The organism is Bacillus sp. NMCN1, from assembly GCF_002998085.1.
Taxonomy (GTDB): Bacteria; Bacillota; Bacilli; order Bacillales; family Bacillaceae; genus Bacillus.
Window position 1 is genome coordinate 111,097 of sequence record NZ_PVQL01000004.1, and the last position, 12,957, is coordinate 124,053.

The window sequence follows — 12,957 nt, forward strand, 5'->3', positions numbered from 1 at the left end:
TGATTTAAGCATGTACATGTTCAAATTGTCCACAAACAGATGCGATCACATCTTTTAAATAAGATACGATATGTGGGATATGCTCTGGTAATGTATAAGGTGAGATGACAAAAAACTTACTAACACTTAGATAGAATTCTTGTCCTTCTCTTGCATTTACAAGTAAAAACTTCGTTGTATCGCCAAAGAACATTTCGTCCCTTTTCTCCCCAAGCTTTTCAAACAGCATTTTGTTCAATTCATTGTTCCGCTCAATTTCCATTGCAGTCGCTTCGCCTGAAATCTCTTCTTGAAAGCGAGGTGAGCCGTCTAGGTAAATTCTAAATAATGTAGCCATACCGACATTGTCATCATTCACGACTTCTGCTTGCGGAATTTCTTGACTGAGTGCTTCTCTGAAGGCAAGGTTCACTTCTAGGAATTGACCGAGCAAGCGCTGGTAGCCTTCAATTCCAAACGTTAACAGCACACTCAGCATACTGATCGAGCTTCCCATTCTTGAGCATTCCAGTGTATAACCCGTATGGTATTCGCCGTAGCCTCTATGACCAACATATGGTGTCTCTTGTTCTTCCAGGTCTAAACGCTTTAAATCAGCAGCGTTTTTCACTAAGAATAAACTAGATGTGTAAGGTGTTTGGCCGAGCTTTTGAAAGTCAAAGCACATCGTGTCAGCAAGAGAAAGATGCTGGAATTTCGCTTTGATTTCCTTTAGCATACGAAGAACACCGTCTGAGAATTGCAGCGGGTTTTCAGCTAGATCATACTCATTAAAGAAAGCAAAGAATCCGCCGAGCGCTGAATCCGCATGAATATGCGGCACCTTTAGACCATACTCCTCAGCAATGGTTTCTGCTGTTTCCCGTACCCCTTTTACATCATCAATTGCAATGGCATCTGTTGTTCCGGTTGTTGCGACAATATAAACGGGAATTCCGCCATTTTGTGCAACACGTTCCATTTGACAACGCAAATCTTCCATATCCATCGAATGATCTTTATTCGTTTTAATTCTGATCAAGTTGTCTGTGCCAAGTCCTGTTGCTTCCATTGACTTAAATAAGCTGTAATGTGCCGCATCAGAACAAAACGCATAAAGGTTTTGCGGAACACCTTTTCGCAGTGACTCCGGCGCAGCTTTTGCAATCGCTAAACGCAGTCCTGAGAAAATGGCTCCTTGACCTCCCCATGTTGTATATCCCCCGCTCACACTTGGATCATATCCGATGAGCTTAGACATCATTGAGACCACTCTGACCTCAGCTTCCGCTCCTGCTGGTCCATAAACATCCCATAGGTTGTTTCCATTTACCAGCATGGCCGTCAGCATGCCTAGAATTCCTGGTGTACTTGCCATTGGCAAAATGTTCGTGAAGAAATACTTTGTGTGGTATGGATGGTTATGTAAAAGCTTCAGTAATTCTTCATTCACAAGTTCCGCTTGTTGGCCGTTCACCGGAATTTGACTTGTTTCAGTGAGCTTTTGGTAAAAATCCTCCCCACGATTCTTTTCACCCTTTAGGTGTGCACGGTTCGGATCTTTCAGGTGATCGACCCCTGAAACAATCTGCTCCATCAATTTGATGAGTTCTTTACGCTCTGCTGCATTTCCGTCCTCACTCGGAAACCAGTTCTGAACGAGGTTGTTTGCTCGTACAGTCATATACTATCAATCCTTTCAATGGAAGATTTCCTGTCAAAGTCTATATCGACCCCAATTCAAAAGTTTATAGTCTCGAAATGTTCACTTAAGTATATTTAGATAATTTGTTCATTCATCAAAATAAATAAAACCCTTACAAAACACATCGAAACCATTATTTTGATGAAACAAAAAATTATATCGATATATCTCATATCAGGAAATTTCATCCATGTTCTTTCTCCATTCTTTTCCTCATTTTTTTTACTTAATCTGCATAAACATTAAGAAACACTGGAAATACTCTCTAAATCATCATTGTAGAAACCAAATTAATTCTTTAGACTCGTGCCTTTTTACCTGTTTTATTGATATAGCAACTGAAAAATGGCGGAATTTTCTGTTAATAATAGGATGAATTTCATAAAAAGTTTTTCGAAGAGCGAATATTTTCGTTTTCTTCCCTTTTATTACTCGGACAGGCTGCTGACGCTCTTCTTCGGTTAACACTTTTCTATTTGAGCATTTCATGGTATATTCTAATGGTTCGTTTTCTTTCGTTCCGCCTCTTCCGTGTATCGGAGAAAAGGAGTGTTTTTATGAAAACATTTATTCAAAAACGAGGCCTCGGCTTCTTTGTTATTGCAGCCATCTTACTGTGGCTCAAAACGTATTCAGCGTATTTAATTGAATTTAAACTTGGTATATCAAATGTGCTTCAGCATATTTTGCTTTTCGTGAATCCTATTAGCTCCAGCTTGTTCTTTCTTGGCTTTGCTTTATTGTTCAAGAAAAAATGGCAGCCTGCCGCTATCATTGTGATTCATTTTTTCATGTCATTTTTACTATACGCAAACATCGTGTACTATCGATTCTTCAATGACTTTATCACGCTGCCTACCGTGATGCAGGCAGGAACGAATGGCGGACAATTAGGTGATAGTGCATTTTCACTCATGCGTTGGACTGATATGTTTTACTTTATGGATACAATCATTTTGATCGTACTCGCAGTCCGCATGAAAAAGCAGCAAGCAAGTACAGCTACTGTACCTGTTCAAAAGTCAAAATCGTTTAGACTCGTCCTTGTGTCCTCTGTTGTGATCTTTGTGGTGAACTTAGTCGCTGCAGAGATTGATCGTCCAGAGCTTTTATCAAGATCGTTTGACCGCAATTATTTAGTGAAATATTTAGGTGCGTATAACTTTACTGTGTTTGATGCCATTCAAAATGTGAAATCAAACAGCCAGCGTGCTCTGGCAAATTCAAATGACGTGACAGATGTAGAGAACTATTTAAAAGCGAACAGCGCTGATCCTAACCCGGCTTATTACGGGAAAGCGAAAGGCATGAACGTGATTACCATTTCTCTCGAATCTCTGCAAAACTTTGTCATTGATTATAAAGTAAACGGAAAAGAAGTGACGCCATTCCTTAATTCATTGGCTCACGACAACAAAACGTTTTACTTTGATAACTTCTTCCATCAAACAGGACAAGGAAAGACGTCTGATGCTGAATTTATGATGGATACTGGGCTATTCCCATTATCACAGGGCTCTGTTTTTATTAACAAAGCACAAAACACGTATCAAGCCATTCCTGGCATTCTGAAGAAGGATCAATACACGTCAGCAGAATTCCACGGCAATACGAAAACCTTCTGGAACCGTAATGAAATGTTTAAGTCGTTTGGATATGACAGATTTTACGATTCTGAGTACTACGATATGAACGAGCAAGATACGAAGAACTATGGGCTGAAAGACAAACCATTCTTCAAAGAATCTATGCCAATGCTCGAAAACTTGAAGCAGCCGTTTTATTCGAAATTCATTACGTTATCGAACCATTTCCCATTTGGAATGGATGAAGGGGATACCGATTTCGAGCCTGGTGACTTCGGAGACTCTGTCGTCGATAACTATTTCCAATCGGCTCATTATTTAGATGAAGCCATTGAACAGTTCTTCAACGACCTGAAAAAGTCTGGTCTCTATGACAATACAGTCGTCATTATGTACGGAGACCATTACGGCATTTCTGAAAACCATAATGAAGCGATGGAAAAAGTGACAGGACAAAAAATTGGAGATTATGAAAATGCGCAGCTCATGCGTGTGCCGCTCTTTATTCATGTACCAGGCGTAAAAGGCGGACAGATTCATAAATACTCTGGTGAAGTCGATGTCGCACCAACCCTTCTGCACCTGCTTGGCGATGATACGAAGAACTATTTAATGTCTGGTTCTGATATCTTATCGAAGAACTTCAAAGAGCTAGTGCCATTTAGAAATGGTGACTTCGTCTCTAAGGATTACACAAAAGTAGGCAATAACTATTACAGCAACAAAACAGGCGAGAAAATCGAGCCGACTGATAAGGCATCACAAGAAAATGAAACGGTGAAAAAGATGCTTGAGACATCTGATAAGATTGTCACCGAAGATTTACTCCGTTTCTACAAGCCTAAAGGCTTTACACCGATTGATCGCAATCAATATGACTATACAAAGAAAGTACAGGATGAAAAAGATTCCTCTTCCGCCAAAGATGAATCCAGCTCTTCATCAAAATAACTTTCTCATTTTAAGAACCAGCCGATCCCTGATCAGCTGGTTCTTTTCACGTTTGACCGGTATTGCACCGGGTATAGAAAGAAGAAGGAGGGATTTATGATGAAAAAAACAACCGCTTTTGTCATGACTGCTTCACTCGCTACATCCGCCCTAATTGGATTCAGTCCTGCAGTTTCAGCACACGCCATGACCAAAACAGCAGTAGAACAATCCGTTCCTCAAGGTCCGAAAACCGCATTAAACAACCTTTATGAGCTGGCACATAAAGGACAAATGCCGTACTATGCAAAAGGACTTAAAATTGGTGTTCAAACAAAGAAGGATGTCCATCATAAACTAGGAAATCCATATCCAGAAACAGGTCAAAGCAGCTTTGATTTGTATCATGCTGAAATGGGGAATCCGGGATTTGCTTTTCATTATGATGCAAAAGGCAAAATTGACGAAATCCGTTATTTTGGTACAAATGTAGAAAAAGAAACGAATATCGGCGGGATGACCCCTTCCCTATTACAGAAACAACTTGGACCAGCGGATTCAGTCAGCACCATCCCTCAGACAAAAGAGAAAAAATACGTGTATCGAACTGGGGATTATGAGCTTGAATTCATCGTCGGCCATGACCCAGATATAAATCAGCAGGAGCTCACCGTCCTGCATATTAACTTGGTGAAAGCAGATTCCTAAATAAAAAAAGCATCCTGTGCTTCTGCTCAAGGATGCTTTTTCTTTATTATGAAGCCACTTCTAAATGCGGCTTTCTTTTCATTGTTCGTTTCAAGACTGGACCTGCGACATAATCAAGTCCAAATTTGCCTGCATTCCCTTTCGCTACCATGATGACGATGGCAATGAGCAAGAGAAGCGGATTGACAGAGACGGTACCAGCTAGTAAGAAAGAGACATTCATCACGCTTCCGAAAAAGGCTGCGGTTGTTGTGAACAAACCAACGATTAATCCTAAACCTACTAAGATTTCTCCCCACATGACCATGGCACTGAATAGTCCAGCATTCGGCAAAGCGACATTTTCTAAAAACCATACATAGAACGGATACACAAGATGACCATCTTTGACAACAGGTTCAGCTATCGCAAATTGCAAATATCCTGATGCATCGAATCCGCCTGTTAATTTTCCTATACCAGATGTCAGCCAAGTCCATCCGATATAAAGTCTTGCTGCCAAAAGGATAACCGCTGCCCATACATTCGTTTGTAAGAATTTTGTAAACATGATGATGCCCCCTTTTAATTTATGTGAAATATTTCACATTTTATTTATGATCTTATTGTACTATGTTAAATTTGGTTTGTGATCTTTTTCACATATATATTCACAAATTGTTCATGAATATCTAGTTGAAGGTAAACTTTTCCCTTGCTAAAACCGTCTAAGTCATTTCAGACAATAAGAAGGGGTTTAACTTCGTATGAAAACATTATTCCATTTTGCTTACTTACAAGCGATGTCGTGTCTATTCCCCGTTATGATCTTTGCGGCGCTTGCCCTATCAAAGATGGTGACGATTCCTTTTCTTCACCGGTATGATTTCATTCTACTGCTTTGCCTTATGGCGCAGATCCTCATGCTGACGCTTCGGCTGGAGACATTGAATGAACTGAAAGTGATTTGTCTATTTCACCTCATTGGAATTGGCTTAGAAATGTATAAAGTACATATGGGTTCTTGGTCCTATCCTGAAGAAGCTTATACGAAGGTCTTTGGGGTTCCGCTCTATAGCGGGTTTATGTATGCGAGTGTGGCAAGCTATATTTATCAGGCACTGTCCCGGCTTCGCGTGCAGATGGCTTCATGGCCTCATCCGTTTCTTTCAATCGGGATCAGTTTGTGCATTTATCTCAATTTCTTTACGCATCATTGGCTCTATGATCTCAGGTGGTGGCTGACATTGCTGCTTGTTGTCGTGTTTCGAAAAACGTCCGTCTCGTTTCAGGTTGGCTCTTCTACCTTTCGAATGCCGCTTGTCGTCTCATTTCTGCTGATTGGTTTCTTCATTTGGATTGCCGAAAATGTCACCACCTTTTTAGGGGCATGGCAATATCCAAATCAACAGCACGCTTGGTCACTTGTACATCTTGGGAAAATCAGTTCTTGGTTTTTACTTGTTGTGATCAGTATTGTGCTGGTGATCGAACAGCGCAAACAAAAAAACGTTCAGCCCATTTGAACTGGCTGAACGCTTTTTTTAATCTCGATCAACTTCCTTGCGGAGATCATCTGCGACAAATTCTACATTCGTTCCAATGATGATTTGTACGGAGGTTTTCCCTGAAGTCAGTACCCCTTTGGCACCTGCTTTTTTCAATGTGCCTTCATTTAATAAATTTGTATCTTCTACTGTTAAACGTAGACGAGTGGCACAATGATCAATGGCGGTGATATTGTCTTTGCCGCCAAGTCCCTCTACAAGCATACTCGCACCTGCCGTCTTCGTATCATCGGCTGCAATATCTTCAATGTCATCATCTTCCCTGCCCGGTGTTTTGAGCTTTAACAGTTTAATGAGGAAATAGAAAACGACAAAGTACACAATGCCATAAAGCACCCCAACCCCAAGCAACATGAGTGGTTTTTGTGCGATGCCAAAGCTTAAAACGTAATCAATCGCTCCTGCTGAAAAAGCGAAGCCGCTATGAATTCCGAGGGTGTTCACAATAAAGAGCGAAAAACCCGTTAGTACAGCATGGACACCATATAAGAGTGGAGATAAAAACATAAATGAAAATTCAATTGGTTCAGTGATCCCTGTAATAAATGACGTAAGCGCCATCCCAATCATCAAGCCAGCCGTTGCTTTTCGCTTTTCAGGCTTTGCGGTCACAATCATGGCTAGACATGCCGCTGGCAGACCGAACATCATCACTGGGAAGAACCCAGTCATAAAGACACCCGCGCTTGGATCTCCTTTAAAGAATCGCGCTAAATCCCCTGTTGCCCCGCTGAACTCCCCGAATTGAAACCAAAATAAGTTATTCAGCACATGATGAAGCCCTAATGGAATGAGCAAGCGATTAAAGAAACCAAACAGCCCGGCACCCGTTGCACCAAGACTTAAAATCCATTCCCCTAAACCATTAATCCCGCTTTGAATCGGAGGCCATACATATCCGAAAACGGCTGCTAATAAAATGGTGAAAAGGGCGGTCATAATCGGCACAAGCCGTCTTCCGCTAAAGAAACCTAAGTATTCTGGCAGTTTCGTATCCTTGAAACGATTGTACACATAACCTGCCAATAGCCCGCATAAAATACCGCCCAATACCCCCATATTGTTCGTTGAATTAATTGACGTTGTACCAGCTGATAAAATAAAATAAGAGATCGCACCTGATAATGCCGCTGCCCCGTTACCATCCTTTGCAATGCCGATCGCTATACCCATTGCAAAAATTAAAGCCAAGTTTGCAAAAATAGCATTCCCTGCCGCATGAATAAACGGGATATCGAATACATCCTCCCGCCCAATAGCCAAAATAATCCCTGCTGCTGGAAGTACAGCGATTGGAAGCATAAATGATTTGCCTAGCTTTTGAAAAAACTGAAACACCATTTGCTTTTCCCCCTTTGTCATCATCATGACCCAATCGTTTCGTTCATGATGTTCATAAAAAATATATCATATGCACATCTAGTTATCTATACCAATTTGTCCACATTCATTTGACATTCCGCACTTTACTCTTTTCGCGTAAAATGTGGTAAGCTATTGAATAGAATGAAGTTATAGAAAGCGGGAATGAACAGTGATTGTCAAACATGATCATGAGTTAGAAGCCTTAAAAAAAGTCGGCCGAATTGTCGCTTTGGCAAGAGAAGAAATGAAAAGCCAAGCGAAACCAGGCATGTCTACAAAAGAATTAGATTTGATTGGAAAAAAAATATTAGAAGAGCATGGAGCCAATTCGGCACCTGAAAAGGAATATGACTTCCCTGGGACGACTTGTATCAGCGTGAACGATGAAGTGGCACATGGAATCCCGAGTGAAAAAACCATTTTACAAGAGGGCGACCTCATCAATATTGATATCTCAGCAGAGCTGGACGGCTATTATTCCGATACCGGCATTTCATTCGTATTAGGTACAGGTGATGCTCGTCTTGAAGCATTATGCCAGTGTGCAGAGGATGCATTCCTTGAAGGATTAAAGCATGCAAAAGCCGGTAAAAGACAAAACCAAATTGGCCGTGCGGTCTACAATACAGCCAAAGAACAAGGTTTTACCGTCATTAAAAACCTGACAGGACACGGCATTGGGAAAAATCTGCATGAAGCACCTAACCATATTTTGAACTATTATGATCCATTCGATAATGCTTTGTTTAAGAATGGCACAGTGATCGCCTTCGAACCTTTCATTTCAACAAATGCTGAATCGGTTTATCAGACTGATGACGGCTGGACATTTAAAACACCAGATAAAAGCCTAGTCGCACAAATTGAACATACCATTGTGATCACAAAAGATGAACCGATTATTTTAACGAAGCTATAAGCCAGCAGATCCCCTTCTTCATTAGAGGGGATTTTGTCATTTCCCTTTCACGAATCTGTCACGACTAAACAAAAATGCCTGTGGTAAAATAGGCAAAGATATGCGAAAGGGGTCTTATTTGATATGTGGTTCATCATCATCGGAATTATATTTTTGATTGAAAGTATTATCTTAACGGTTGTAGGTATTAAGAAAAAACAATCCATGATGACTTATCTTGGTATTGTCATCATGATTATGACGGTCGGCATGATCATCGTTACCCTCAACCCGCCCAATTCATAAATGATGATTTCCAGCATATACATGGATCATAGGCAGATAGATTCAGTTTTCATTTATTCATACCTGCACACTTTTCACGTCCTTTTTTGAGATGTTACAATGCAGGCAGTTTCAATTGAAAGGAGTTTTCTATCATGCATTATGGTAGCAAAGGCTGGTATGTCGAAGAATTAAAGAAGCTTGGTGTGACCAAGCATGAAGGAAGAAAGCTTCAAAGCTTAAAAACATATTTCCTTGCAAATCTTCTTGAACAAAAGAAACCTAGTTCATAGGCGCTTAAAAGCCGTACATCTTATGCTGATGTACGGCTTTTTTTCAATATGCTAAATTCGTTTTTCTAAAGACTTCCTCACCACATCTGCCAAGGCATCTACTTCTAGAACGGCTTTCAGCCTCTCTGGATCTGTGTGACGATATTTGACTTCGTTCACTTCATGGACTGTAATGTGATGGGGCGCTTTTTCTACTAATACAAGAGAAGCATCAAGCGGCACCATGCCTTCTTTCAGCACCCGTAAATAAAAACCGGTATACCCCGTTTGCTGTACTTCCTTGACAAGCTTCATGTTACCATGCTTAAAAGATAGTTTCACACACGGCTGTCTTGGCTGGCTCACTTCAACAAGTGCTTCTCCAAGCTGAAATACATCACCAATACGCACATCCGTCTCAACTAGCTGATGCACTGTCACATTCTCGCCGAAGGCAGCTTCCTGTAACGGAACCCCTAAAAATTGCTCGAAGTAAGCATAATGATCATATGGAAAGATGCAGACGGCTTTATCATATCCTCCATGATGAACCAAATCACCTTGACCATCTCCCTCAAAATTGACCTTACTCAAATATACAGGTTCCTGAATACGCTTTTTGTTGATGGCTGTTTTGATTTCTTTTCCGTTCGCATAGGCCGTGATGGGTTGTCCTACTTGGATTCCTACTATGTCGTATCTCTTCTGTCCCACGATGACCATCTCCTTTGGTTGTCTCATGGCTATTATTTTACATCGTTAGACAATGAAATCATAGTCGATGCGTGAAGGTCAGTTACATGCTATGGTACGATGAGAAAAAGGAGAGATGACATTGATTCATTATCATACCATTGTAAAAGGACGGGTGCAGGGAGTCGGTTTTCGCTATTTTGTTCAAGGAGAAGCCGTCAATCGCGGGATGAAAGGCTGGGTACGCAACACAGATGAAGGTCATGTCGAGTTAAAGGTAGAGGGTGAGCAGCAGGAAGTGCTTGATTTCTTAAAAACCGTTCGAAAAGGAAGCCCTTTTTCAAAGGTCACAGATATGCAGATGGAACCGCTCACTGAGTTAGCTCATTATAAGGATTTTCGAATATGGTAATAAAAAGGCTAAAATAATCTTGATTTTAGCCTTTGTCTTCTTTTCAGCGTGATAGAAAACCTTTACAGACCTGCTGCGGGCGAATGCGAGGGTTTGTCTACACGCTGAATAAACCTAGCTCTCGCTAGGCTTTTTCTGTTCCATGATAGGACTTTTCCTGATAAAAATAATTCGGCTTCACAATGGTATTGTCGTAATGCTTGTGGAAGATATGGGTAGCAGCTGGTGATACTGGCGGAATCAGCCATGTCCAGTCCCCAGTCAGCTTGCGGTCAGCCTTTTCTTCCTGCTTTTCAAACTGCTTGAATTGATGTGCTGCTGTATGATGATCAACAATGGTCACCCCTGCTTCTCGGTAAGAATGGAGAACCGCCACATTCAACTCGACAATGGCTTTGTCCTTCCAAAGCGACGCATTCTTTGTCGTATCCAGTCCTAAAATAGAAGCGACTTTTTTCAGCATATTGTAGCGATTTTCATCGGCTAGGTTACGTGCGCCAATTTCTGTGCCCATATACCAGCCATTGAACGGTGCTGCATTGTAATGAATACCGCCAATCTCCAATTTCATATCAGCAATAATCGGAACCGCGTACCATTTCAGTCCTAAATCACGAAATCCTTCATACTCAGGATGGGTGATCTCGACTTCTTGGACGATTTCTTTCGGTAGTTCATACAGAACTGGAGGCTGATCCTTTAGCTGAAACATGAGAGGCAGAATATCAAAATGCGTGCCCTCTCCTTTCCAGCCATGGGCCTCGCACAACTTTGTCAATTCAAGAGATGCCTCGTCGCCGATGATGCCATACTCCGTCTCATAGCCTGCATAACGAACGAGCTGATGATTATAAATGACGACTTCCTTTTGGGAATTATTTTCTGGGGGAAAGATCGTAATGGATGGTTTGATTTTCCCGCCATTTGTCGCATACTCAATATGATGAAAGAGTGCCTCTTTCACCTCTTCTTCTGTCTTCACATGCCGGCAGTCGTGAACATGCAAGGTTGACCAAAACAAACGGCCAATGCAGCGGTTGCTGTTGCGCCATGCCATTTTTGCCCCGTGCGCTAATTCCTCTTGTGTGTGAGTATACATCCCTTCAGAGTCAATTTCTTGTTTTATTTCATGCAGACGTGCTGCTTTCTCTTCATTTGACTTGCTTAATTCTTCATAGCATACAGAAATAAAAGCTTCTGCTTCATTCCACAACGCTTCTTGATTACTCAAACATACTCGCCTCACTTTAATACGAATATATCCATTGTAGCGGTTTCTATTTATAAATTCACTAGTTTCAAACCATTTTTTATCATATCATCCGACCATTGTCCTTAGTGCGTGGATGAATCAATCTTTTTAAGGGTCTGCTCGAGCCAGCGGACATAGCCTTTTTCTCTTTCAATTGCCCTTGTCAGCACTAAGTAATGCCCAAATTGTGCTGAATGAAGCGATTCAGCAGCAGGGTCTTCCTCTGTTAAAGCGTGCAGCTTCTGTTCTAGCATATCTACTTTCTTGGTGCGCTCTAGCAGTTGATGTGTAAACAGGTCAGCCGCTTCTTTTTTATCCATGGAAGAGATGAAAAATGTTTTCAGCATGAATTCATCCTTTGTTGTTTCCGGTATCGGGTCTTTTGTCCTTAGCCACTGATGCAATTCTACTTTCCCTGCCTCTGTGATTTGATAAACCTTCTTTTCCAGCTTCTTTCCTTGTATACGAATATCAAATTCAATAAACCCTTCTTCTGTGAGACGCTTCAGCTCAGGGTAAATTTGGCTGTGCTTCGCGCTCCAAAACTGCCCAAGGGAATCCTTAAAATGTTTGGTTATATCATATCCCGTCAGCTCACACTGATCTAGTAAGCCAAGAATGGCATATTTCAAAACTCTCATAATGTGCCTCCAACGCTTATTCTTTGACAATAGTATACCATAGACTTTAAAATAAACATGTAAATCACGACATGTTTGAAATAACATCATTCTAATGAAAGAAGGAATAAACATGGATCAATTCGTTGGACTTCATATGATTTATACGTATGAAAATGGCTGGGAATATGAGATTTACATTAAAAACGATCACACCATTGATTACCGCATTCATAGCGGAATGGTTGGAGGCCGCTGGGTCCGTGATCAAGAAGTGAATATTGTGAAGCTGACAAAAGGCGTTTACAAAGTTTCTTGGACAGAACCAACTGGGACAGACGTCTCTCTGAACTTTATGCCTGAAGAAAAACGCATGCATGGCGTCATCTTCTTCCCAAAATGGGTGCATGAACGTCCAGATATCACAGTTTGCTATCAAAATGACTATATCGATCTCATGAAAGAATCTCGTGAAAAATACGAAACCTATCCAAAATATGTTGTTCCAGAATTTGCGGACATTACGTATATCCATCATGCAGGTGTAAATGACGAAACCATTATCGCCGAAGCACCATATGAAGGCTTGACTGATGAAATAAGAGCTGGACGAAAATAAAAAGGCGGCACGCACTGTGCCGCTTCTAGATTGTGGACAAAGGGCTAAAATGATGTTTATTTTAGCCCTTTGTCTTCTTTTCAGTG

14 protein-coding genes are annotated in these 12,957 nt (G+C 41.1%); 8 read left to right on the plus strand and 6 right to left on the minus strand.

Annotation, left to right across the window (positions count from 1 at the left end; genetic code table 11):
* Positions 1–4 precede the first annotated feature (4 nt).
* Positions 5–1,663, minus strand: a complete 1,659-nt coding sequence (locus C6W21_RS17135) for a pyridoxal phosphate-dependent decarboxylase family protein (protein ID WP_106051750.1) — start codon at positions 1,661–1,663, stop codon at positions 5–7.
* A gap of 578 nt (positions 1,664–2,241) precedes the next feature.
* On the opposite strand from C6W21_RS17135, the gene ltaS reads away from it, so the two are divergent.
* Positions 2,242–4,221 (plus strand): lipoteichoic acid synthase, encoded by a 1,980-nt coding sequence (ltaS, locus tag C6W21_RS17145; RefSeq protein ID WP_106051756.1) that lies wholly within the window; start codon positions 2,242–2,244, stop codon positions 4,219–4,221.
* 99 nt (positions 4,222–4,320) lie between these two features.
* A complete protein-coding gene (locus C6W21_RS17150; protein WP_106051759.1) occupies positions 4,321–4,908 on the plus strand; it encodes a YjgB family protein in 588 nt (195 codons plus the stop codon).
* A gap of 46 nt (positions 4,909–4,954) precedes the next feature.
* On the opposite strand, the gene C6W21_RS17155 is transcribed toward C6W21_RS17150, so the two are convergent.
* The gene (locus tag C6W21_RS17155) at positions 4,955–5,458 is read right to left on the minus strand and encodes a DoxX family protein (RefSeq protein ID WP_106051761.1); all 504 of its coding nucleotides are present in this window, start codon (positions 5,456–5,458) and stop codon (positions 4,955–4,957) included.
* A gap of 196 nt (positions 5,459–5,654) precedes the next feature.
* Between C6W21_RS17155 and C6W21_RS17160 the strand changes: the two genes are divergently transcribed.
* The gene (locus C6W21_RS17160) at positions 5,655–6,413 is read left to right on the plus strand and encodes a DUF817 domain-containing protein (protein ID WP_106051763.1); all 759 of its coding nucleotides are present in this window, start codon (positions 5,655–5,657) and stop codon (positions 6,411–6,413) included.
* An 18-nt stretch (positions 6,414–6,431) separates the two neighbouring features.
* Here C6W21_RS17160 and nagE read toward each other — a convergent pair whose 3' ends face one another.
* Entirely contained in the window at positions 6,432–7,796 is a 1,365-nt protein-coding gene (gene nagE / locus C6W21_RS17165; protein ID WP_106051766.1) for an N-acetylglucosamine-specific PTS transporter subunit IIBC, read from the minus strand.
* Between the two features lie 193 nt (positions 7,797–7,989).
* On the opposite strand from nagE, the gene map reads away from it, so the two are divergent.
* The 3 genes from map (at position 7,990) to C6W21_RS17175 (ending at position 9,296) form a co-directional block, all read left to right on the plus strand.
* Complete coding sequence (map, locus tag C6W21_RS17170) at positions 7,990–8,739, plus strand: type I methionyl aminopeptidase (RefSeq protein ID WP_106051769.1); 750 nt, start codon at positions 7,990–7,992, stop codon at positions 8,737–8,739.
* Between the two features lie 123 nt (positions 8,740–8,862).
* Entirely contained in the window at positions 8,863–9,024 is a 162-nt protein-coding gene (locus C6W21_RS19100; protein ID WP_189318220.1) for a hypothetical protein, read from the plus strand.
* A gap of 134 nt (positions 9,025–9,158) precedes the next feature.
* Positions 9,159–9,296 (plus strand): YflJ family protein, encoded by a 138-nt coding sequence (locus tag C6W21_RS17175; RefSeq protein ID WP_003214303.1) that lies wholly within the window; start codon positions 9,159–9,161, stop codon positions 9,294–9,296.
* Between the two features lie 51 nt (positions 9,297–9,347).
* Here the strand turns inward: C6W21_RS17175 and C6W21_RS17180 are convergent, their stop codons facing one another.
* Positions 9,348–9,989, minus strand: a complete 642-nt coding sequence (locus C6W21_RS17180; protein WP_106051772.1) for an MOSC domain-containing protein — start codon at positions 9,987–9,989, stop codon at positions 9,348–9,350.
* 121 nt (positions 9,990–10,110) lie between these two features.
* Between C6W21_RS17180 and C6W21_RS17185 the strand changes: the two genes are divergently transcribed.
* Positions 10,111–10,380, plus strand: coding sequence for an acylphosphatase (locus C6W21_RS17185; protein ID WP_106051775.1), 270 nt, complete (start codon positions 10,111–10,113; stop codon positions 10,378–10,380).
* Positions 10,381–10,504: 124 nt separating this feature from the next.
* Here C6W21_RS17185 and C6W21_RS17190 read toward each other — a convergent pair whose 3' ends face one another.
* Together C6W21_RS17190 and C6W21_RS17195 are read right to left on the minus strand one after the other, a co-directional pair.
* Complete coding sequence (locus C6W21_RS17190; protein ID WP_106051779.1) at positions 10,505–11,611, minus strand: nitric oxide synthase oxygenase; 1,107 nt, start codon at positions 11,609–11,611, stop codon at positions 10,505–10,507.
* A gap of 104 nt (positions 11,612–11,715) precedes the next feature.
* Positions 11,716–12,273, minus strand: coding sequence for a PadR family transcriptional regulator (locus tag C6W21_RS17195; protein ID WP_106051781.1), 558 nt, complete (start codon positions 12,271–12,273; stop codon positions 11,716–11,718).
* Positions 12,274–12,385: 112 nt separating this feature from the next.
* On the opposite strand from C6W21_RS17195, the gene C6W21_RS17200 reads away from it, so the two are divergent.
* Positions 12,386–12,871: a phenolic acid decarboxylase gene (locus tag C6W21_RS17200; protein ID WP_025206914.1), complete on the plus strand. Its 486-nt coding sequence runs from the start codon at positions 12,386–12,388 to the stop codon at positions 12,869–12,871.
* The last annotated feature ends 86 nt before the right edge of the window (positions 12,872–12,957 follow it).

What these genes read in the sequence shown, in the direction of transcription:
- C6W21_RS17135 (WP_106051750.1), bottom strand. Translation starts at nt 1,663, where the DNA reads ATGACTGTACGAGCAAACAACCTCGTTCAGAACTGGTTTCCGAGTGAG.
- ltaS (WP_106051756.1), top strand. Translation starts at nt 2,242, where the DNA reads ATGAAAACATTTATTCAAAAACGAGGCCTCGGCTTCTTTGTTATTGCA.
- C6W21_RS17150 (WP_106051759.1), top strand. Translation starts at nt 4,321, where the DNA reads ATGAAAAAAACAACCGCTTTTGTCATGACTGCTTCACTCGCTACATCC.
- C6W21_RS17155 (WP_106051761.1), bottom strand. Translation starts at nt 5,458, where the DNA reads ATGTTTACAAAATTCTTACAAACGAATGTATGGGCAGCGGTTATCCTT.
- C6W21_RS17160 (WP_106051763.1), top strand. Translation starts at nt 5,655, where the DNA reads ATGAAAACATTATTCCATTTTGCTTACTTACAAGCGATGTCGTGTCTA.
- nagE (WP_106051766.1), bottom strand. Translation starts at nt 7,796, where the DNA reads ATGGTGTTTCAGTTTTTTCAAAAGCTAGGCAAATCATTTATGCTTCCA.
- C6W21_RS19100 (WP_189318220.1), top strand. Translation starts at nt 8,863, where the DNA reads ATGTGGTTCATCATCATCGGAATTATATTTTTGATTGAAAGTATTATC.
- C6W21_RS17175 (WP_003214303.1), top strand. Translation starts at nt 9,159, where the DNA reads ATGCATTATGGTAGCAAAGGCTGGTATGTCGAAGAATTAAAGAAGCTT.
- C6W21_RS17195 (WP_106051781.1), bottom strand. Translation starts at nt 12,273, where the DNA reads ATGAGAGTTTTGAAATATGCCATTCTTGGCTTACTAGATCAGTGTGAG.
- C6W21_RS17200 (WP_025206914.1), top strand. Translation starts at nt 12,386, where the DNA reads ATGGATCAATTCGTTGGACTTCATATGATTTATACGTATGAAAATGGC.